The 20,591-nt window shown below is 65.5% G+C and carries 16 protein-coding genes and 2 pseudogenes; 13 read left to right on the forward strand and 5 right to left on the reverse strand.

The window, feature by feature from the left end:
* The first annotated feature begins 42 nt into the window (after positions 1-42).
* Positions 43-1,152 (forward strand): LacI family DNA-binding transcriptional regulator, encoded by a 1,110-nt coding sequence (locus H1Q64_RS25290; protein ID WP_237906624.1) that lies wholly within the window; start codon positions 43-45, stop codon positions 1,150-1,152.
* Between the two features lie 261 nt (positions 1,153-1,413).
* Here H1Q64_RS25290 and H1Q64_RS25295 read toward each other — a convergent pair whose 3' ends face one another.
* Positions 1,414-2,289, reverse strand: a complete 876-nt coding sequence (locus tag H1Q64_RS25295; protein ID WP_237906625.1) for a FadR/GntR family transcriptional regulator — start codon at positions 2,287-2,289, stop codon at positions 1,414-1,416.
* Between the two features lie 76 nt (positions 2,290-2,365).
* On the opposite strand from H1Q64_RS25295, the gene H1Q64_RS25300 reads away from it, so the two are divergent.
* The 7 genes from H1Q64_RS25300 (at position 2,366) to H1Q64_RS25330 (ending at position 10,187) form a co-directional block, all read left to right on the forward strand.
* Complete coding sequence (locus H1Q64_RS25300) at positions 2,366-3,247, forward strand: fumarylacetoacetate hydrolase family protein (RefSeq protein WP_237906626.1); 882 nt, start codon at positions 2,366-2,368, stop codon at positions 3,245-3,247.
* A gap of 42 nt (positions 3,248-3,289) precedes the next feature.
* Positions 3,290-4,054: an alpha/beta fold hydrolase gene (locus H1Q64_RS25305; protein ID WP_237906627.1), complete on the forward strand. Its 765-nt coding sequence runs from the start codon at positions 3,290-3,292 to the stop codon at positions 4,052-4,054.
* A 156-nt stretch (positions 4,055-4,210) separates the two neighbouring features.
* On the forward strand, positions 4,211-5,482 hold the full coding sequence (locus H1Q64_RS25310) for a metal-dependent hydrolase family protein (RefSeq protein WP_237906628.1): 1,272 nt from the start codon (positions 4,211-4,213) through the stop codon (positions 5,480-5,482).
* 128 nt (positions 5,483-5,610) lie between these two features.
* Positions 5,611-6,492 carry an HpcH/HpaI aldolase/citrate lyase family protein gene (locus H1Q64_RS25315; RefSeq protein WP_237906629.1) on the forward strand — a complete coding sequence of 294 codons (882 nt, stop codon included), beginning with the start codon at positions 5,611-5,613 and terminating at the stop codon, positions 6,490-6,492.
* Positions 6,476-8,332 carry an arylsulfatase gene (locus H1Q64_RS25320; protein WP_237906630.1) on the forward strand — a complete coding sequence of 619 codons (1,857 nt, stop codon included), beginning with the start codon at positions 6,476-6,478 and terminating at the stop codon, positions 8,330-8,332. The genes H1Q64_RS25315 and H1Q64_RS25320 overlap by 17 nt, the downstream gene beginning before the upstream one ends.
* Before the next feature lie 81 nt (positions 8,333-8,413).
* Positions 8,414-9,463, forward strand: coding sequence for a formylglycine-generating enzyme family protein (locus H1Q64_RS25325; RefSeq protein WP_237906631.1), 1,050 nt, complete (start codon positions 8,414-8,416; stop codon positions 9,461-9,463).
* A 460-nt stretch (positions 9,464-9,923) separates the two neighbouring features.
* Entirely contained in the window at positions 9,924-10,187 is a 264-nt protein-coding gene (locus H1Q64_RS25330) for a DUF4347 domain-containing protein (RefSeq protein ID WP_237906632.1), read from the forward strand.
* Here the strand turns inward: H1Q64_RS25330 and H1Q64_RS34160 are convergent.
* The 4 genes and pseudogenes from H1Q64_RS34160 to H1Q64_RS25340 form a co-directional block, all read right to left on the reverse strand.
* Positions 10,151-10,348: pseudogene (locus H1Q64_RS34160) on the reverse strand (hypothetical protein); the annotation flags it as partial. The gene H1Q64_RS25330 and the pseudogene H1Q64_RS34160 sit on opposite strands and share 37 nt — an antisense overlap.
* A gap of 47 nt (positions 10,349-10,395) precedes the next feature.
* Positions 10,396-10,452 (reverse strand): annotated as a pseudogene (locus tag H1Q64_RS34165) (hypothetical protein); the annotation flags it as partial.
* A 21-nt stretch (positions 10,453-10,473) separates the two neighbouring features.
* Positions 10,474-10,614, reverse strand: coding sequence for a hypothetical protein (locus tag H1Q64_RS25335; protein WP_237906633.1), 141 nt, complete (start codon positions 10,612-10,614; stop codon positions 10,474-10,476).
* Positions 10,615-10,915: 301 nt separating this feature from the next.
* On the reverse strand, positions 10,916-11,587 hold the full coding sequence (locus tag H1Q64_RS25340; protein ID WP_237906634.1) for a TetR/AcrR family transcriptional regulator: 672 nt from the start codon (positions 11,585-11,587) through the stop codon (positions 10,916-10,918).
* A 361-nt stretch (positions 11,588-11,948) separates the two neighbouring features.
* Here H1Q64_RS25340 and H1Q64_RS25345 point away from each other — a divergent pair, with 361 nt between their 5' ends.
* The 5 genes from H1Q64_RS25345 (at position 11,949) to H1Q64_RS25365 (ending at position 20,562) form a co-directional block, all read left to right on the forward strand.
* Positions 11,949-13,907, forward strand: a complete 1,959-nt coding sequence (locus tag H1Q64_RS25345; protein WP_237906635.1) for a hybrid sensor histidine kinase/response regulator — start codon at positions 11,949-11,951, stop codon at positions 13,905-13,907.
* Between the two features lie 544 nt (positions 13,908-14,451).
* Positions 14,452-14,868, forward strand: coding sequence for a YsnF/AvaK domain-containing protein (locus tag H1Q64_RS25350; protein ID WP_237906636.1), 417 nt, complete (start codon positions 14,452-14,454; stop codon positions 14,866-14,868).
* Between the two features lie 4 nt (positions 14,869-14,872).
* Positions 14,873-15,802 carry a YsnF/AvaK domain-containing protein gene (locus H1Q64_RS25355; RefSeq protein ID WP_237906637.1) on the forward strand — a complete coding sequence of 310 codons (930 nt, stop codon included), beginning with the start codon at positions 14,873-14,875 and terminating at the stop codon, positions 15,800-15,802.
* A gap of 205 nt (positions 15,803-16,007) precedes the next feature.
* Positions 16,008-19,292, forward strand: a complete 3,285-nt coding sequence (locus H1Q64_RS25360) for a DEAD/DEAH box helicase (protein ID WP_237906638.1) — start codon at positions 16,008-16,010, stop codon at positions 19,290-19,292.
* 277 nt (positions 19,293-19,569) lie between these two features.
* Positions 19,570-20,562: a potassium channel family protein gene (locus tag H1Q64_RS25365; protein ID WP_237906639.1), complete on the forward strand. Its 993-nt coding sequence runs from the start codon at positions 19,570-19,572 to the stop codon at positions 20,560-20,562.
* Positions 20,563-20,591: the final 29 nt, after the last annotated feature.

Genomic DNA, 20,591 nt, shown 5'->3' on the forward strand with positions numbered 1-20,591 from the left:
GCGGATTGACAACCGCGGACCAACAGACGGGAGATGGGCGGCATGACTGACACGGGTGCGGCAAAGCGGCCGCCGACCATCGACGACGTCCTCCGCCTGCGGGCAGCGGAACCGCTTCCCTCAAGCGACGGGGACCCGGTCGAAGGGGCGGCCCGCGACGGGGCGGCTCCGCCGCGCATCGTCGAGATCGCCCGGCTTGCCGGGGTTTCGCCGATCACCGTCTCGCGCGCCCTGCGTCAGCCGGAGAAGGTGGCCGAGGCCAAGCGCCGCAAAATCCTGGAGATCGTGGAGCGCACCGGCTACGCCACCAACCCCCATGCCCGTGCGCTGAGGTCCGGCCAGTCGAACATCGTCGCCGCCTTCGTTTCGAATCTGCAGAGCCAGCAGTTCTGCCTCGCCGTGCAGGGCTGCGGCGAGGTTCTGGAGCCTCAGGGCTACCAGTTGATGATCGGACAGACCTCTTACTCCTACGCCAAGGAGACGACGATGATCCAGTCGCTGCGCGAGATGCGTCCGGCGGCGGTGATGTTCACCGGCGTCATCGAGATCGAGGAGAACCGGCGGGCTTTGCGGGCGCTGGGAATCCCGATCATGGAGACCTGGGCCTATCCCCGCGACCCGATCGACATGCTGGTCGGCTTCTCGAACATCGACAGCGGCCGCCTGGCGGCCGAGCATTTCGCCGAGCGCGGCTATCGTCGCATCGGCTTCATCGGCCGCCGCAGCGGCCGCGGCGCCCTTCGCCTCACCGGCTTCCGCGAGGGCGCCCGCGCCGCCGGTCTCGACATCGTCGCCGAACTGTCGGTCGACGGGGTGAGCAGCATGGTCGACGGCCGCCGCGCGCTTGGCAACCTCCTGTCGCGCAACGCGGCGGTCGAGGCGGTGTTCTGCGCCAACGACCTGCTGGCGACCGGCGCGTTGCTGGAGGCGCGCCGGCTGGGCATGCGCCTGCCCGACGACATCGCCATCCTCGGCTTCGGCCACAACGACATCGCGGAAGAGCTGCCGCCCGGACTGACCACCATCGGGATCGACAGCCGCGATCTCGGCCGCCAAGCCGGATCAATGATCCTGCAACGGATGCGCGGCGAGATGCCTTCGGAACCGACCCGCGCCGTCGAGCTGACGCTGACCCGCCGCGGCAGCAGCTGACGCGCGCTTGGCCTTGAGCTGGCGGTACCGGACCGCCAGCGGCTGGCAACAAACCAGCCTGGGATGGACGAAATGGCTGCGTGGGCAACAGCGCAACACGCCGCCTGCGCCGGCTTGGCTGGCCCAACGCCCAAACCAGGAAAGCACCGGGTCCCCTGCCCTTCCCAAACATGGCGCGTTTGGACGAGGCAATGCCCTGGCCAATCCACGCTCGGCGTCCTGTTCGCTCCCCTCCCCCACCGGCATGACGGTGGCTCAGGATCAGCTTCCCAGGAGGTTGGTGCGGACTTGCAGCAGATGCTCCTGAAGGGCGGCACGGGCCTGATCCCCATCACGATCCTTGAGCGCGCTGACGATGCGCCGGTGCTGCTCCTCATAAACGGCACGCCGCGCCGGCGTGAGGCTGCGCACCTTTAGGCGCGCCCATTCCGGCTGGTTTCGGATGGCGTTGATTGCGTCGTAAACATCCGCCAGCAAGCCGTTCTTGGCCGCGCCGATGATCGCCACGTGCAGCATGCCGTCCCAATGTTCGAACTCCGGAATGTCCTGGGCGCGCTCGGCATGGGCCAGGCATTCCTCCATCCGGTGGAGATCCGCCGCGGTGGCCCGCCCAGCGGCCAGCTCTGCCGCCTGCGGCTCGACCATCAGTCGCAGTTCCATGACTTCCGCCGGGCTGGCGCCGATGATACGGCTGGTCAGGCTTTGGTCCCCGGCCGTGGCCTTCACCGCCGCCTCCGACGTGACGAACGAGCCCCGGCCCACATGGCGGACGATCTTGCCCTGCTCCTCAAGCACGCGAAGGCTCTTGCGCAGCGTGTTGCGGGAAACGTTGAAGCGCTTCTCCAATTCACGCTCGGTCGGCAGCTTGGTGCCCGGACCCCAGGTTCCGTCGGCAATGCCTTGTTCGATCAACGCAACAACCGCGCTCGCTCCGGAAGCAGCCCGATCCCTGAGATTCAGCGCGTCCATACCCGTTCCACCAGCATTTTTGCTCCATTCTTCATCCAATATGGCGCGTCCGCAGCCGCCGCGCAATCTCAATTTTAGGGTTGCCAGCGCACGGATCCCGACAACCGGTTTAGAAAAAATGGACCAGACGCATTTTCTTCTTGACCAATTATGAGCCGTGATCGTCATATTGGATCACTGATGGCGCTGGTAGCGTCGTATTGGTCCTGATAATGGTTCATAATTGGATCAGAGGAGGCAGCGCATGAGATTCGTCACCTTCCAACATGATGGACGCCGCAAGGTCGGGGTGATCGATCCGGACACGCAGCGGGTTTGGCCGATCGAATCCGTTCTCGGCCAACCGGTCCGTGACATGCTCGATCTCATCCGCCGTTACGACGCGGCCAAGGGCGAGATGACGCTTGGTTCCGTGGGGATTCCGCTGGCCGACGTCCGTGTCGACGCGCCGATCCCGCGTCCCGACCGCAACATTTTCTGCGTCGGCAAGAACTACCACGACCACGCCCACGAGTTTACCCGCAGCGGATTCGATGCCGGGTCGAAGGTGGCGGCCGACGCGATCCCGGAAGCGCCGATCTTCTTCACGAAGCCGCCGGAGACGGTGATCGCCAATGGTGATCCAATCCGTTACCCGCATGGCGTCAGCGACAGCCTCGACTATGAGGCCGAACTGGGCGTGGTCATCGGCAAGGGTGGCCGCGGGATCACCAAAGCCGAAGCCTACGACCATGTCTTCGGTTACGTCATCATCAACGACATGACGGCGCGTGACTGGCAGTCGCGCCATAAGCAGTGGTTCCTGGGCAAGAGCTTCGACACCTTCTGCCCGATGGGACCATGGCTGGCGACGGCCGACGAGGTCGACGCGGCCAACCTGGCGCTGCGTTGCTGGGTGAACGACGAACTCCGCCAGAACGCCAACACGCGCGATCTGATCTTCGACATTCCGACCATGATCGAGACCCTGTCGGCCGGAATCACGCTGTACCCCGGTGACATCATCGCCACCGGCACGCCGGCCGGGGTCGGCATCGGCTTCAACCCGCCGAAGTTCCTGAAGCCGGGCGACCGCGTGACGATCGAGATCGACGGGCTCGGCCGGCTCAGCAACATGCTCGACTGAGCACGGGCGGCCATTCTGCAACGGCAACAAGGGAAACACCTTATGGCACAGCATCTGGCTGTCGAGGTTCACGGCGCGGGCGACCCGGTGATCCTGGTCCATGGCCTGGGCGGCACCTCGAACGTGTTCACCCCGCAGGTCGGCGCGTTGTCGCGGTTCTTCCAATGCGTGCGCTTCGACCTTCCCGGTTCCGGGCGAAGCGCCATCAACGACGACGTCTCGATTTCCGGCTTCGTCGATGCGGTCGTGGCGGTTCTCGACGGCTGCGGCATCGAGCGCGCCCATGTGGTCGGCCATTCGCTCGGCACCGTCGTGTGCCAGCATCTCGCCGTCCGCCAGCCGGAGCGGGTGCGCAGCTTGGCGTTGATCGGGCCGCTTCACGCGCCGCCCGAGGCCGCCCGTCCGGCTCTCCGCGACCGCGCCGCCAAGGCGCGCGCCGAAGGCATGGTCGGGATCGCCGATGCGGTCGTTCAGGGCGGCACCTCGGCCAATACCAAGGCCAACCGGCCGGAAGTGGCGGCGTTCGTGCGCGAGATCCTGATGCGCCAGGATCCGGAAGGCTATGCCCGCACCTGCGAGGCTTTGGCCGCCGCCGAGCCCGCCGACGTGGCGCGGATCGCCTGCCCGACGCTGCTCATCACGGGCGACGAGGACGGCACGGCGCCACCCCCGGCCGTGCGGGCCCTGGCGTCGAAGATCCCGGGATCGAACCTGCGCATTCTCGATCGCTGCGGCCATTGGACGACGTTCGAGCGTCCGGCGACGGTCAACGAAGCGCTGGTTAACTTCCTGTTCTCCGTCGCCTGAACGCCTTGCGGAAAAGCGCACCGCCGTGACGCGTGTCGATCACGGAAGCGGCGGTGCCGTTCGGAGGGCGGAGCCACGGTCCCGGCAAAGCCATCCGCAGCACGAACGAGACAATAAGCCGGCCAACCGGCATCCCCGATCGACCAGGAGGAAACGATGCAAACGACTCTCTTCACCAACGTGCGCGTCCTCGACAGCACCGGCGAGCAGCCTTTCGCCGGCGAAGTGCTGGTCCAAGGCAACCGCATCGCCGAGATTTCCAGACAGGAAGGGACGATCTCCCGCGACGCGCACCGCCATGTGAACGGCGGCGGCGCCACGCTGATGCCGGGCCTCATCGACTCGCACCTGCACCTGTCGTGGAACAACCAGCCCACGCTCGCGGCCATTCAGCAGATGCCGCCGGAAGAGCATGTCCTCTTCGCCGCCGACATGGCCAAGCTGGTGCTGGACGCCGGCTTCACGGCGGGCTTCGGCGCCGCCGCCGCCAAGCCCCGCCTGGACGTGGTGATCCGCAACGCGATCAACGCGGGCCAGATCCCCGGACCGCGATACCGCGCGGCGGGCCAGGAGATCGCCACGCCCGGCGGGCTTGGCGACACCTCGCCGCCGCACATCGAGCATGAGGGCCTGAATTTCGGCATGATCGTGTCCGGGCCGGAGGAGGTCCGCCGCGCCGTCCGCAAGTTCATCAAATACGGTGTCGACAACATCAAGCTGAACCTGTCGGGCGAGGAGATCACCGGCGTCGGGGCCGAGGTGACCCCGATGGCGCGCGAAGAGATCGCGGTGGCGGTGAGCGAAGCCAAGATGCATGGGAAGACCCTGTGCGCGCACGCGCGCTCCTCCAAATCGGTCAAGCTCTGCGTCGAGTTCGGCATCGATGGCATCTTCCACGCCTCCTACGCGGACGAGGAAGCCCTGGACATGCTGGAGGCGGTGAAGGACCGGCACTTCGTGGCGCCCGGCCTGGCGTGGCTGCTCACCACGGCGCGGGAAGCGGGCGCGTATGGCATCGCCCCCGGGTCGCCGCTGTCGCAGCAGTACGAACGCGAGTTGGAGATCGCCGTCGACAGCATGAGGAAGATGCACAAGCGCGGCATCCGGGTCCTCCCCGGCGGCGACTACGGGTTCGCGTGGCAGCCGCATGGCACGAACGCCCGCGACCTTGAGATCTTCGTGAATATGCTCGGCTTCACGCCGATGGAGGCGCTGGTTGCGGCGACCCGGTATGCCGGGCAGATCATGGGCATGGGCGACGAGTTGGGCATGGTCCGGGAAGGCTGTCTGGCCGACCTGCTGCTGGTCGATGGCGATCCTCTCGCGGACGTCACCATCCTGCAGGACCGGAAGCGTCTTCTGGCGATCATGAAGGACGGCGTCTTCCACAAGGCGCCGGAAGCCCTCGCCCCGCGCGATCGCGTCTGAAACCAAACCCGACCCGGCCGTTCCCAGCTCATCGCCTCCCGGCGGAGGCTCCGCCTTTTTTCCGGAAGCATGGACGCCCGCAGCGGCCGGGTCGCCGCACAGGCCAAGCAAAGGAGGGGGGACGCGCGATGGACGATCTCGGCTGGCGTAGCGTGCTGTTTGTCCCGGCATCGCGGCCCGACCGCTTCGACAAGGCGCTCGCCGCCGGCGCCGACGCGGTCTGCGTGGATCTGGAGGACGCCGTGGCGCCGGCTCACAAGCAGGATGCCCGTGCCGCGGCCATGCGCTTCCTGGCGGAAGGCGGCGGTGGTCGCGGTCCCGACCGCGTGATACGCATCAACACGCCGCGCAGCGTGGCGGGGATGCGCGACGCGCTCGCCCTCATCGAGGCGCACCCCTCGGGTGGCGCCGTGGTCGTTCCCAAGATCGACTCGCCCGAGGAGGTCTGCTGGATCGATCAGTTGCTGACCGAGGCCGGGCTCGATCTTCGCCTGGTGGCCCAGATCGAGACGTTGCGCGGGATCGATCAGGCCGCCGCCATCACGGCCGCGTCCCGCCGGGTAAGCGCCGTCATGTTCGGAGGCTTGGATCTGGCGGCGGAACTCGGCGTCCCGGCGTCCTGGGATGGGCTTCTGTACGGTCGATCGCGGGTCGTCCATGCCGCCGCGCAGGCCGGCATCCCGGCCATCGACATGCCCTTCGTCGATGTGCGCGACGCCAAGGGCTGCCGCACCGAGGCGCAACGCGCCCTGTCTCTGGGCTTCACCGCGAAGATGGCCATCCATCCGGCCCAGGTTCCGACCATCAACGAAGCCTACACACCGACACCGGACGAGGTCGCCGACGCCGAGCGGATCGTCGCGGCCTGGAAGGACGCTCCGGACGGCGTCATTCAAGTCGACGGGAAAATGGTCGAGCGTCCGATCGTGCTCGCGATGCGGCGCACGCTGGCCCGCGCGCGGGCTCCCGGACGCGCATCCACATCGACGCGGCATGGTGATGTCGCCTGACGGCCTTGCGGTTGGCGTGGGCCGGCCTGCAAGGGCGGACTTTGAAATCAGAAAGAGGGGGGAAGAGGCAATGCGCAGATCCGCATCATTCCGGGCATCATTCCGGGCGAGGCTGGCGCTGGGAGCCATCGTGGCGGCGACCGCCAGCGCCGTTCTGGCGTGCCCATCCATGGCGGCGGACGTCCGGACGGGTGCCGGCCCGTCGGGGGGCGACAAGCGTCCCAACATCCTGCTGATCCTTGCCGACGATCTGGGCTATTCGGACATCGGTGCGTTCGGCGGCGAGATCCAGACGCCCAATCTCGACGCCCTGGCGCGCTCCGGTCTCCAACTGACCAACTTCCATGTGTCGCCGGCCTGCTCGCCGACGCGGGCCATGCTGATGGCCGGCACCGACAATCATGTGGCCGGGCTGGGGACGATGGCGGAACTGCCGACGCCCGAGCAGAAAGGAAAGGCGGGCTACGAGGGCACCCTCGGCACCAACGTTGTCCCGTTCCCGGAACTGCTGCGCGACGCGGGCTACCACACCTACATGGCCGGGAAATGGCACCTGGGCATGACGGAAGAACTCAGCCCTCCGGCGCGCGGCTTCGATCAGTCCTACGCCATGCTCCAGGGCGGGGCGGGGTTCTTCGACCAGACCGGCAACGCGCCGCCGCCCGACGGCAAGGGCACGACGAAGGCGCGCTACCGCGAGAACGGCAAGCCGGTTGAACTGCCGAAGATCGACTACACGACGAATTTCTACACGGACAAGGTCATCGAATACATCGGCAGCAACAAGGCCGATGGAAAGCCCTTCTTTGCCTATGCGGCGTACACGGCGCCGCACTTCCCCCTGCAGGCGCCCGACCACCTCATCGAGAAGTACAAGGACACGTACAAGGCGGGATACGAGGTCATTCGGAACGAGCGCTTCAAGCGCATGCAGGCAGCAGGGCTGATTCCGGCAACCATGACGTCGTCCGAGCCGCCCGCGCCCTGGCCGAAATGGGACCAGCTTTCCCAGCAGCAGAAGGATGTCGAAGCGCGCCGGATGGCGGTATACGCGGCCATGGTCGATTCCCTGGACCAGAATATCGGCAGGCTGGTGTCCTACCTGAAGGAGATCGGCGAGTTCGACAACACCGTCATCGTCTTCCTGTCCGACAATGGCGCCGAGGGGAACGACATTCTGGACCTCGTCCCCGCCGCGTGGGTCGAGGAAACCTTCGACAACAGCCTGGAGAACATCGGGCGTCCGGGCTCCTACGTCGGCTATGGGCCGGGGTGGGGCCATGTGAGCGCCGCCCCCTTCCGCCTTTTCAAGGCGTTCCCGACCGAGGGCGGCGTGCGTTCGCCGACCATCATTTCGTACCCCAAGCTGGCGCATCGCGGAAAGATCGACGGCCAGATCGCCTCGGTGATGGATCTGGCGCCGACCTTTCTTGAGGCCGCCGGGGTCAAGCACCCTGGAAACAGCTACAAGGGGCGCACCGTCCATCCCATGCAGGGAACTTCCCTCTGGCCCTATCTGAACGGCCGGTCCGATCGCGCCCATCCGAAGGACTACGCGTTGGGAATGGAGTTGTTCGGGCGTGCCTCCGTCAAGAAGGGCGACTGGAAGCTGGTTTGGGTGAATCAGCCCTGGGGAACCGGCGGGTGGGAACTGTTCAATCTTGCCGATGATCCCGGCGAGACCCGCAACCTCGTCGATGCCCGACCGGAAAAGGCCAAGGAAATGATGGCCTCCTGGGATGAGTACCGGGAGAAGAACGGTGTGATCTTCGATGAGAAGATCGCCGGCCAGCTTCAGTACAGCAATGGCACGCGCTACTACCAGGAACTTGAGTGGTAAGCGATGCGACAGCGGCGGCCGGGCGTGGCACGGCCGCCGGCCACGACCGGGATGCGGCCGATCGCAAGGAAAGACAGACTCATGGTCAACAAAAGCGCAGTCTTCATCACGGCACTTGTGACGGCTGGATTTGGTGTTGCCACGGGACTGGTGATGTTCGCCTGGCCTGCTCCGGCCCCCGCCATGCCAAACGTCGCGCAGGACATGCTGTGCGACGGTTCCGCCGCGACCCCCGGCATGAAAAAGGCGCCTCCCGGCATGGTGTGGATTCCGGGAGGGGAAACCCGGATTGGTTCCGACGAGCACTACCGCGAGGAGGGACCGGTGACGCGGGTGAGCGTCGATGGATTCTGGATGGACCGGACCGAAGTCACGAACGCCCAGTTCCGCCGGTTTGTCGAAGCGACGGGGTATGCCACCGAGGCGGAACGTGTCGTGGCTGGAACTGGCGCTGGTTCGCGGCGGCCGGCCGGCTCCGTGGTCTTCGTCGATCCGGTTTCCCAGGCTGGGAGGAGCGACACGTGGTGGCACCTGGTTCCCGAAGCGAACTGGCGCCATCCGGAGGGCCCCGGCAGCGACATCAGGGGGCGGGAGAACCACCCCGTGGTGCATGTCACGTACAACGATGCCGTCGCGTATGCGCGATGGCTCGGCCGGGAACTCCCCACCGAGGCGCAGTGGGAACACGCGGCCCGGGGCGGGCTGGATGGGGCGCCATACGCCTGGGGCGGCGAGTTCACGCCTCAGGGCGTGGCGATGGCCAACACGTGGCAGGGGTTTTTCCCGATCCAGAACACGCGGGGCGATGGCTATCTGGCGACCGCCCCCGTGGGCTGCTTCACGGCGAATGGTTACGGGTTGCGGGATATGATCGGCAATGTCTGGGAATGGACGTCGGATTGGTATCGGCCGCGGCATGACGGTCTGGGCGACGTCAACCCGACCGGTCCCCGGCAGGAGGACAGTTACGATCCCCGACAGCCGGGGGTCTCCAGCCGGGTGATCAAAGGAGGCTCCTTCCTCTGCGCGCAGAACTTCTGCCAGCGGTACCGGCCGGCGTCACGCCATCCGCAGGACGTCGGCCTCGGAGCAAGCCATCTGGGGTTCAGGACGGTGCTGAATACGAGGTAGGGCCGGCGCCGAGACGGAAGTTGATGGAGACATCGCGGCGACCGGGTTGGGCCGTTTCGAGGTCGCGTCCCCGAGAGTGATGTAGGAGCTGTGGGGAACCGTCCCGCCTGTTCCGAGAGGCGCCAAGTGCGATACCCGCGAAAGGGGGAGAGCGACGGGACCCAAGCCTTGCATCCTTGGCCTTCCCTTTGCGCTCCGACTGCGCCGATCAACCACAGGCAAGGGCTGGAGCTGTGTCCGTTCCGGGCTGCCTACCTGGGCATGTGAAATTTTGTTGCATCGTGACAACATATTGCAATTTTCGACATCACGCTCCGTCGAATGAACACGCAATATGCATTCTGATGGATAGAGATTAATAGGAAATCTTTCTATTAAGAAAACAATCTTAGAGAGAACTCGATAGGCGGCCGCCCCCAAGCGTTGCCCCCAAGCGATGGAAATAAGCAAGGGCGCAAACATGGACACGACCAACCTCATCGCTCCCGCAGCCGGGTCGATTCCGCGTCCGGCCGATCCCGTCGCCGACGGCGGGCGCAAGGAGGTCGTGTTCATCGATACCTGCCTTGCCGACTGGCAGACTCTCGTGGCGAGCGTGGCGGCCGGGATCGAAGTCGTGCTCCTGGACGGCGCGGCGGACGGGCTGGCGCTGTCGGCGTCCTGGATGTTGGCGGCATGGACGAGGACACCGAGCAGGAAACCCGAGGTGTCGACGGCGATGTGACGCTTGCGGCCCTTGACCTTCTTGGCCGCGTCGAAGCCGCGCGCGCCCCCTTTTCCGTGGTCTTGACGCTCTGGGTGTCGAGGATGGCAGGCGAGGGCGTCGGATCGCGGCCCTCCTGCTCGCGCAGCATCACCACCAGATGGTGGCGCAAGTTCTCCCACACGCCGGCTTCCAGGAAGGCGCGGAAGTAGCGGTAGACCGTAGGCCAGGGCGGGAAGGCCGGCGGGGGCGGCAGGTGGCGCCATTGGCCGCCGGTCCGCACCACGTGGAACAGCGCATCCAGCAATCAGCGCATGTCCGTGCTGCGGGGACGACCGCCGGGCTTCGCCGGTGGGAGCAGCGGCTCGATCTGGCGGTACTGGTCATCGCTGAGAGCTTGGCCGGCACCGTAATCGCCAACCAATCGGCGGTCCGCGGGCGTCCACATCGGCGGCCTCCGGCAGTGAGTTTCCCTGCCAACAGCTGCCGCCTCAGAGCCTCACCCCGTCAGCGCAACTTTCGAAGCGGGCTGTAAGTCGTTGCGCAGAACCGGGTCGCCTCGCGCCAAGCGCCAAGCAGTGAGGAACGGAAAGAGCAGCCCTAGCAACAAAAGCATTGCCACGGTCGTCAGGCCGGCAGGGCCGATTCCGTCCCGATGGCTCAGCCACCCCATGCCGTCCATGAGCCCAACGTGGCGAGGGTGTAGAAAGTCCAAGGGCGGTCGTAGCATTGAATGATCTGATCTTCGGTCATGATTGCACCCTCCCCGCTTCGGCGGCACTCGGTGCCGCTCCGGCCAGAACGGCCAGAAATGCCGAGACGAGACTGCCTGGAGGGGCGCCGAGCGCGCGTTCGGTCAGATGCAGCGTCGCCATCAGCCGCATGCCATGCTCGTCCTGCGACCAGCCGAAGCGCGGGTTCCCGAGCAGAAAGGCCTGTCCAGCGAGAATGAACTGAATGGTCGACAGCGGGTCCTCGACGGCGAAATCCCCGGTTTTACAGCCGTGATCGATTACACTGGCGATCAGGGGGCCGACCTTGAGGACCAACGCGATGTTGGCCCGCTCCTGCAGTTCGATATTGTCCGGGTGATCGAGTGCCTGCATCAGCGGTGCATTATCCGCTTCCACCGCTTTCAGCGCTGTCAATGCGAGGACCAGCGTTTCGTGCGGCGAGCTTTCGGACATTGCAATGGCCCGCTCCACGTTCTCTGCCATGGCAGTCACCGTCGCCTCTGCCATGCGCACCAGCAGGTCTCGCATGGACTGGAAGTGAAGATAGAAGGTGCCCTTTGCGATACCGGCCTCACGAGCGATCTGGTCGATCGACACCGCGCCGACGCCATGCTGGCGGAACAGTTTGGCGGCTGCGTTCAGGATTTCGGCCGATCGAACATCGGCAGGCTTGCTCGTGCGTGGCATGACATGCGCCCTGAATATGACTGACTGTCAGTCATTATTGCGCCTGCATTCAAACTGGCAAGCTGTTGTTGAGAGTTGACGGTGCTTACGCGACAGCGCCAGGGCGGGCGAGTGAGGTGATGTGGTGGACGGCCCTTTCACCAAATGCCGGTGAGCAGCTTTGACCGTCGAAGAAACCACCTCCGTCTGCTCGGCGTCGCAAGTCGGTCGATGCCCAGGCGGTGTGCGCTCTTGCGGCTTGGCGCGAGTTGAGAGCAACCCTGGGTTTCCCAAAGGGCGGTGGCGTTGAGTAACGTCAGAAACAGCGATAATATGGCTGTCATCAGTCGACATCCTGCGGAGAATCTTAGTGGAGAGTGAGTTGCCGACCGGCGTTGGCGGTGAGCCGCTGTCGGGCGAGCGGCGATTCGAACTGCTCGTCAACAGCGTCCACGATTACGCCATCTACATGCTCGATCCACACGGAATCGTGACCAGCTGGAATCCGGGTGTCCAGCGGTTCAAGGGATACACGGCCGCGGAAATCATCGGCCAGCATTTCTCGCGCTTCTACACCGATGACGATCAGCGTGCCGGAGTGCCGCAGCGGGCGCTCTCCATCGCCTCGATCGAAGGAAAATTCGAGGCGGAAGGTTGGCGGGTTCGCAAGGACGGCACGCGCTTTTGGGCGCACGTCATCATCGATCCCATCCGTGACGACGCCGGGAAGCTGATTGGGTTTGCCAAGATCACGCGCGACGTCACCGAGCGCAAGCAGGCGCAGGAGGCTCTGCAACAGAGCGAGGCACGCTTTCGCCTGCTGGTCCAGGGAGTGATCGACTACGCGATCTTCATGCTCGATACAACCGGGCATATCACGAACTGGAATTCCGGTGCCCAGCGAATGAAGGGCTACGCTGCCGAGGAGATCATCGGAGAGCATTTCTCCCGCTTCTACACCGCCGAGGATCGCGCCACCGGCGTCCCGATGCAGGGGTTGCGCACCGCTGAGCAAACCGGAAAATTCGAAACCGAAGGCTGGCGGCTCCGTAAGGATGGCACCCGCTTCTGGGCCAGCGTTGTCATTGACGCGATTCGGGATGACAACGGGCGCCTCGTCGGTTTTGCCAAAGTCACCCGCGACATCACCGAACGCAAGTTGGCGCAAGAAGCATTGGAAGAAACCCGTGCAGCACTCTTCCAGGCGCAGAAGATGGAAGCGGTGGGCCAACTGACCGGCGGCATCGCGCACGACTTCAACAATTTGCTTCAGGCCATTGGCGGCAGTCTGGAGATTATCCAACGGCGGCTCGTGACGGGGCAAGGCGACATCGAGGCGTATGTGACCGCCGCCAAAACCTCGGTTGACCGGGCGAAGACTCTGACGCAGAGGCTGCTCGCCTTTTCCCGCCGGCAACCGCTTCAACCCGAGCGCACCGACCTCAAGACGCTCGTGGATGGACTGCGGGACCTGATCGAACGTTCGGTCGGCGAAGCGATCCAGGTCGAGACAGTGCTGGCTCCCGAACTGTGGCCGATCTGGGCGGACGCCAATCAGGTCGAGGCTGCGCTGCTGAACTTGGCCATCAACGCCCGCGATGCAATGCCCCGTGGCGGGCAACTCACCATTCGGGGCGTCAACATCCATCTGGATGCGACCGCGGCGGCTTCGGAGGCCGGAGTGCAGCCCGGCGACTACACACTGCTTGAGGTGGCCGACACCGGCACCGGCATGCCGCCGGACGTTCTCGACCGTGCCTTCGAACCATTCTTCACGACGAAGCCGCTTGGTCAAGGAACGGGTCTGGGGTTGAGCCAGATCTATGGCTTTGCCCGTCAGTCGGGCGGGTATGTCCGAATCGACAGCGAAGTGGGCCATGGAACCTCCGTGAAACTGTACCTGCCTCGCTCTCACCAAGCGGAAAATCTCGGTTCCGTCCCTGTGAAGGTCCCCGATCAGCCGCAGCAGCCGGTGCCGGGAACCGTGCTGGTGGTGGAGGACGAACCGATTGTCCGCATGCTGCTTGTGGAGGCGCTCCGGGAGCAGGGGGCGACGGTCTTGGAGGCCGAGGATGGAAACGAAGCCTTGACCATTCTCAACTCCCCGGTGGGGATCGACCTTCTGGTAACGGATGTCGGCTTGCCAGGCATCACCGGACAACGGGTCGCGGAAACAGCCCGGTCATTGCGGCCGGACCTGAAAATCATGTTTTTGACCGGCTACGCCTGCAATGCCGTCCTGGACAAGGAACTGCTGGCACCACATACACGACTTTTGAGCAAGCCCATTGCCATTGACCAGTTCCTCGCCCAGGTGAATGCAATGTTGCGCAGCGGTTGAAAATTCTTCGACCTGCCTCATTCCTGCTCAGCTGGAATCCTGCTCCATCAGGCCGCCGTTGACGTCGGGCTTGGTGGCGTTGGGTGCAGCCGCATAGACGGTGCATCGTGACGTTCACCAGGGGACCGATGCCGTCCGCTTCAGCGCTGTCGGCTCTGTCGCCGCGTTTTCGCAATGGCGGAGAGCGGGTAGAACCCGACCTCTTTCACCAACGTTGCCGGATGTGCGGTTGGGCCATTTTTTATCTGGTCTTTGCACGTCGTTGCGCCGTTTGAAGGCCACAACGGCTGGGCTCCCAGCCCATCCAGGCCAAAAGACCACGCCCTGTTTTCATCTCTCCTTTCCTTACTGGAACGGTGAAGAGGAGCTGCTGTTAAGACCCCAGTGGCCCAGCCGGAGATGACGTCATGGCGAACGATCGAGGTCCCAAAAAGTTCGGTGTTTATGAAGCTGCAAGCGCAGGTGGTCTCAATTGGACGTGGATCATCGTTGGGCTGATTGTGCTCGCGATCCTCCTGTACTTTTTCTTGCGCTAGGGTGCATCATGGCCAGCGACCGCGAAGAGGTCGTTCCGCTTCATGAGGAAACCGCCTCGGTTGGCAAGCGCCAGATCGAGCGCGGTCGTGTGCGGGTGACCACCAAGGTCACCGAGCATGAGGAACTCGTCCGACAGGCGCTGAAGCGCGAGGATGTCGAGATCGTTCGGGTGCCGGTGAACCGGGCCATCGATGCCCATCCGGACATTCGCCAGGATGGCACCACAACCATCATCCCGGTCGTCGAGGAGATGCTGGTGGTCGAACGTCGGCTGGTTTTGCGGGAAGAGATCCATCTGCGCAAGACCACGAGCACTGTCCAAGCCGAGCAGCCGATCACCCTCCGTTCGGAAGAAGCCATCGTCGAATTCATTGACGAACCTGGGGAGCGTGGTGCCAGGACCGACCAACCCAACGAGGACTAGGCTTATGAACAAGACCATCATTGCCCTTTACGATACGCGCGCCGACGCCGAAGCCGCCCTTCGGGATCTCGAAGCCGAGGGCTTCGACCGCAGCGTCGGTGAGATCGTCTCGCACAGCGACGCCGGTGGCGGCGGTGGCTTCCTGTCCCGCCTGAGCAATTGGAACGTCCCGGACACCGATGCTCACGTCTATGCCGAGGGGATGCGGCGTGGCGGCACGCTTCTGAAGCTGCGGTTGGACGATGAGGACGTGGACCGGGCCATCGCGGTTCTGGAGCGCGGCACCGTTGTCGATATTGAACACCGGGGCGAGGCGTACCGCTCGGCCGGATGGACGGGTTACGATGAGACCGCCGCACCATATGACGAAGCCTCGGCTGCCGAGGAGCGGGCACGCTATGCGGTTGGCGGGGCGGGAAGCAATGCCCAGCTCGGCAACGCGGCCGAAGCATTCCGCAGCGTGAACACGACCGACACCACGGCGGATGCTGCGATGAACACCGGGGTTGGCAGCGGTCGCGAAGAGGTGGTTCCGGTCACCGAAGAGGAATTGTCCATCGGCAAGCGCGCCGTGGAGCGCGGGGTCGTGCGCGTGCGCACCTATGTGATCGAAACACCGGTCGAGGAGCAGGTTCGTCTGCGCGACGAGACGGTTTCCGTCGAGCGCCGTCCCATCATGCGCGAGGTTGGAGACGTTCCGGCCGATGCGTTCCGTGAACGCACCATCGAAGTGAGCGAAACCGACGAGGAGGCGGTGGTCCAGAAGCGCGCGGTGGTCAAGGAAGAGGTGGTCATCCGCAAGGATGTCGAGGAACGCGCCCAGACCGTGTCGGATACGGTCCGCCGTACCGAGGTTGAGGTCGAGGACAACCGAACCGGAACGTCGCGCAGTGGGGTGGAGAACACCGGACGCCGGGACGACATCGAGCGGTAACGCTCACAGTGGTGCCTCACAAAGATAAAGGGGCGGCCGTCGCCGCCCCTTGTTCAGCACACAGACCGGCCCCTAGGGCGCAGCGCGTACGGAACGTTCAACGAATCTGCCCACTCCGTTGGGAATGAATGGGCATCCGGCTGTTAAGAGCCAACCATCCCTGTTTCCCCTGACGCAGTGTGCCATGCCTGACTCTGCATCTTTGATGCAATCCGACCGCGCCGCTTTCCGCTTGGACCGGTCAATCACCTGCGCCGCCCCGGCCGAAGGCGCCCTGGCAATTGAGCTTGCCAGATGCGCCGCCTGTGAACAGGCGGCGCCATTGGTCGTGACCCGCAGCGACACCCGGGCTGTCCGGCTCGCCAGGGCGATCCGGGACGTCGCGCCGGACCTGGACGTCGTGCTTATTCCAGGTTGGGACGTCCCCCTTGGCGAGCGGGGCCAGCCATCGCGGGCCGTGCTTGGGCAACGGGCCGCTGCCCTCACCGCCTTGTCCCGACCGGCCAAAGGCGCCAAGCGGCTGGTTCTGGCGACCGCCGAGGCGGCGCTGCAGCGTCTTCCGCCTCCCGACGCTTGGCCCGACGTCGCGTTGGTCATCGCGACGGACACACCTTATGAGGAGGAGACTTGGCGGAACCGACTCGTTGCCGGCGGCTACATCCTCGACGACCGGATCGACGAACCGGGGGAAGCCGCGTTTCGCGGTTCCGTCGTGGAGATCTTTCCGGGCGACGCCGACCGCCCCGTCCGCTGCGACATCGTCGATGGCCGGGTCGCACGGATACGGACCTTTGATCCGGCAAGCCAGCGCTCGACGGGCGACTGCGACCGGATCACCGTTCTTCCGGTGACCGAAATCCCGGCGACACCGGAGATCGTCGCACGGTTGATCCAAGGGCTGGGAAGCCGCAGAGACCCAACGGCTGCGGGGCTCGCGGAGGAACTCGCCGCCGGACGGCGCCCCTACGCTTTCGAGCGCCTGCTGCCCCTGGCCTACGACCGCCTGCCGAGTTTGCTTGAGCTTCTTGCCGACAGTCCGGTCGTCATTGACGAGGGGGTCGGCGATCGGCTGGAGGCGCGGTTCGACGAGCTGGAGGAAGTCGACGCATCGGCCATGCACCTCGACCGCAACGCGTGGGAGACGGGGTTGCGTGGGCGCGCGGTTCTGACCCTGGAGCCCGACCGGCAAGCCTCGTCCAGCGAGGCACCGGCGGTGTCCGAACGCACCCTCCCCCGCCTCGCCGGAGAGAGGATTGCCGCGGGCGAATCCGTGATCATTGCCGCCGCGAACGCCACCGACGCGGCCAGGATGGCGGAGCGGGTGGCGGCGGCGACCGGCCGGGCGGTGCCGGTGCTCGACCGCTGGCCGGTGGACGGGCTTTCCGTGACGCCGGCAGCCCTGGTGCTTCGGGTCGCGGCGGGCTTCACGTTCGACGGCGTGACGGTGCTCGCCCAACGCCCCCGTCCGGAAGGCGGAGCCGGCCCGGTCGCCCCGCTGGCACCCGTCGACCTGTCGTGCGACGATCTTGCGGTCCATCTCGACTACGGGATCGGTGCGGTGCGCGGGCTCGAAACGGTCGAGGCCGGAGGCCAGCCGGAAGACGTTTTGGTGATGGAGTATGCCCGCGAGAATCGGCTCCTGGTGCCGGCGGCCGATCTCGACCGCGTGTGGCGCTACGGCAGCAGCGACGCCCAGGTGGCGCTCGATGGGCTCAAAGGCGGAAATTGGATCACCCGCCGTGCGGAGTTGGAGCGCGAGATCGGCCGAACCGCCAAAAGCCTCGTGCGCCAAGCCGAGCGCCGGGCCCGCAAGAAAGCCCCCGTGATCGCGCCGCCGGCCGGACCGATGCGGCGCGTGGCCGCCCGCTTCCCCTACGAGGAGACCGCAGGGCAGCGGCGCGCCATCACCGCTGTGATGGCCGAACTCGCCAGCGGGCGGCCCATGGACCATCTGGTCTGCGCCGACGTCGGCTATGGCAAGACCGAAGTGGCGTTGCGCGCCGCGGCGGCGGTCGCTTTCACCGGCCGGCAGGTTGCCGTTCTTGCTCCGACCAGCGTGCTCGCCCGACAGCACTTGGAGGTGTTCCGACGGCGGCTGGCCGGCTTGGGGCTGCGCATCGAGCCGTTGACCGGCGGCATGGCGGCGTCGGCCGCAAAGGCCGTGCGCGAAGGCCTCGCCGACGGATCGGTGGCGATCGCGGTCGGCACCCATGCCCTTTTGTCGAAGACGGTGCGCTTCGCCGACTTGGCGTTGGTCGTCGTCGACGAGGAGCAGCGCTTCGGCACCGTGCAGAAACGGGCGTTGGCTCGGCTTTCGGCCGGCGTCCACTGTCTGGCGCTCAGCGCCACGCCGGTTCCGCGGACGCTGCAGGGGGCGCTGGCGGGACTGCGGGGAGTCAGCGTCATCGATACCCCCCCGGTGCGGCGGCGCCCGGTGCGCACGCGGGTCACCCCCTATGACCCTTCGGTTCTGCGGGCCGCCTTGATACGCGAAAAGGCGCGGGGCGGACAGAGCTTCTGCGTGGCACCGCGGATCGCCGACCTGCCGGCGCTGGAGGCCGAGGTGCGCGCGCTCGCGCCCGATCTGTCGGTCGCCGTCGCGCACGGCCGTCTCCCCATTGCCGAACTTGATCAGGTCATGTTCGATGTGGCGGAAGGAACGGTCGACGTGCTGGTTTCAACCCCCATCATCGAGACCGGCATCGACATTCCCCGTGCCAACACCATCGTAATCCGCCGCCCCGACCTGTTCGGGCTCGGGCAGCTCCATCAGCTCCGCGGCCGGGTCGGGCGCGGAGGAGCGCAGGCCTACGCCTATCTGCTGACCGATCCGGACACTCCGCTCGGCGAGCGAACCGAGCGGCGGCTGGGCTCGCTTGAGGCGATCGAAAGCCTGGGCGGTGGCTTCGCCCTCAGTTTGCTCGATCTCGACCAGCGCGGGGCGGGCGACCTGCTGGGAACCGATCAGAGCGGCCATCTGCGCTTGGTCGGAACCGAGCTGTACCAGCATCTGCTGGCCCGCGCGCTGGCCGGCGCCGAGACGGACGATTCCCCCGAACTGCGCCTGGGCGTGCCGCAGACCATTCCCGCCGCCTACCTTCCGGAGGAGGAATTGCGCATCGGCCTGCACCGCCGCCTCTCGCGTCTGCGCGACGAAGCGGCGGTCGAACCGTTGCGCGAAGAGATCGAGGACCGCTTCGGGCCGTTGCCGGAGGAGGTCGAGCTGTTGCTGGCGGCCGCTGCGCTCCGCGCGCGCTGCCGGCGGCTGGGCGTCGCCGCCTTGGCCGCCGGGCCCTCGGGTGTATCGCTGACCCTGAACGACACGCCCTGCCGGGCCGTGCGCGAAGCGGCGCTGGAGCGTCTCGGGACTGGACAGGTGCGCCGGACAGACGACCGCCTCGTCTTTGCGCTGAGCGCCGACGGACCGTCGGAGATCCTGGACAATGCGCGCACCCTGCTCGATCAGCTTCCGCCTATCGGCACGGCCTGAGCGGCATGAGGCGATTCACGGGCTCCCGGCATGAGGGCGGTGGCGATCCGGCGTCCACCGCTGTCCCATCACTCACCACGGTGCCAGTGTACTTCGTGCCATGTCGGCTCTGAAGGCAGCCTTGTGGAGCCATGTGCGGAAATCCCCCGTTATGATGGCCGGGAGTGTCTGATCCGGTGGATGGCCCATGCCGAGGCTTGGCGAGCGGAATGGCAACGAAACGTGGCGGATCAAATCTGCGCCCCGGCGAGGCCGGGTCCTTCATGTCCGCTCCGGAATGTCGGCGGAACAGACGCTCGCCCTTCGTGTCGGGCTCGTTGTCGTCCTGATCGCCCTGGTCATCGCGGTGTTCTGGTTCGACCGCGATGGCCTGAAGGACCAGATCGACGGCCATGTCAGCTTCCCCGACATCCTCTACTTCGCGATGATCACCGTCACCACCGTCGGTTACGGCGACATCGTTCCGGTCAGCGATACCGCACGGCTGATCGACGCCTTCGCGGTCACGCCCATCCGCATCTTCATCTGGTTCATCTTCCTGGGCACCGCCTACGAATTCGTCGTGCAGCGGATCATCGAGGATTTCCGAATGAGCCGAATTCAGAAGCATCTGCAAGGGCATATCGTGCTGTGCGGCTTTGGACACAGTGGATTCATCGCCGCGCAGGAGACGGTCGCCAAGGGACATCCGGGCGAACGGATCGTCGTGATCGACCAGTCGAAGGAACGCATACGGCTGGCGGCCGAGGCGGGGTTCATCGGGTTGCTCGGCGACGCCACCAGCGAAGAAATGCTGACCCGGGCCTGCGTGGGAAGCGCCAAGGCAGTGATCGTCAGCTCGGGCCGGGACGACACCACCATTCTGGTGATCTTGACCGTCCGCCATCTGTCCGCCAGCACCAAAATCGTGGGCAACATCAAGCAGGAGGAGAACATCAAGCTGGCCAAGCTGAGCGGCGCCGACCTGGTGGTGTCGCCGCCCAGGATCGGTGGCTATCTCATGGCCGACGCCGTGGAAACCAGCCATGCAACGCCATTCCTGTGCGACCTGATGTCGGTGGGTGGCCAAATGGTGCTGACGGAGCGCCTGGCGGCCCAGGACGAAATCGGCAAGACCATGGCGGAGACAACCGCCGGCGTGGTTGTGCAGATCCACAGCAACGGCCGCGCCATTCCCTTCACGGAACGTCACCGCCATATCATCCAGCCCGGAGACCTGCTGCTTGTGATCAGTCCGGCGCACGGTGACGAGAAGGCAGAAGGCCAATGACCGCACTTCGTTTTCGATGACCCTGCCCA

The organism is Azospirillum brasilense, assembly GCF_022023855.1.
Taxonomy (GTDB): domain Bacteria; phylum Pseudomonadota; class Alphaproteobacteria; order Azospirillales; family Azospirillaceae; genus Azospirillum; species Azospirillum brasilense_F.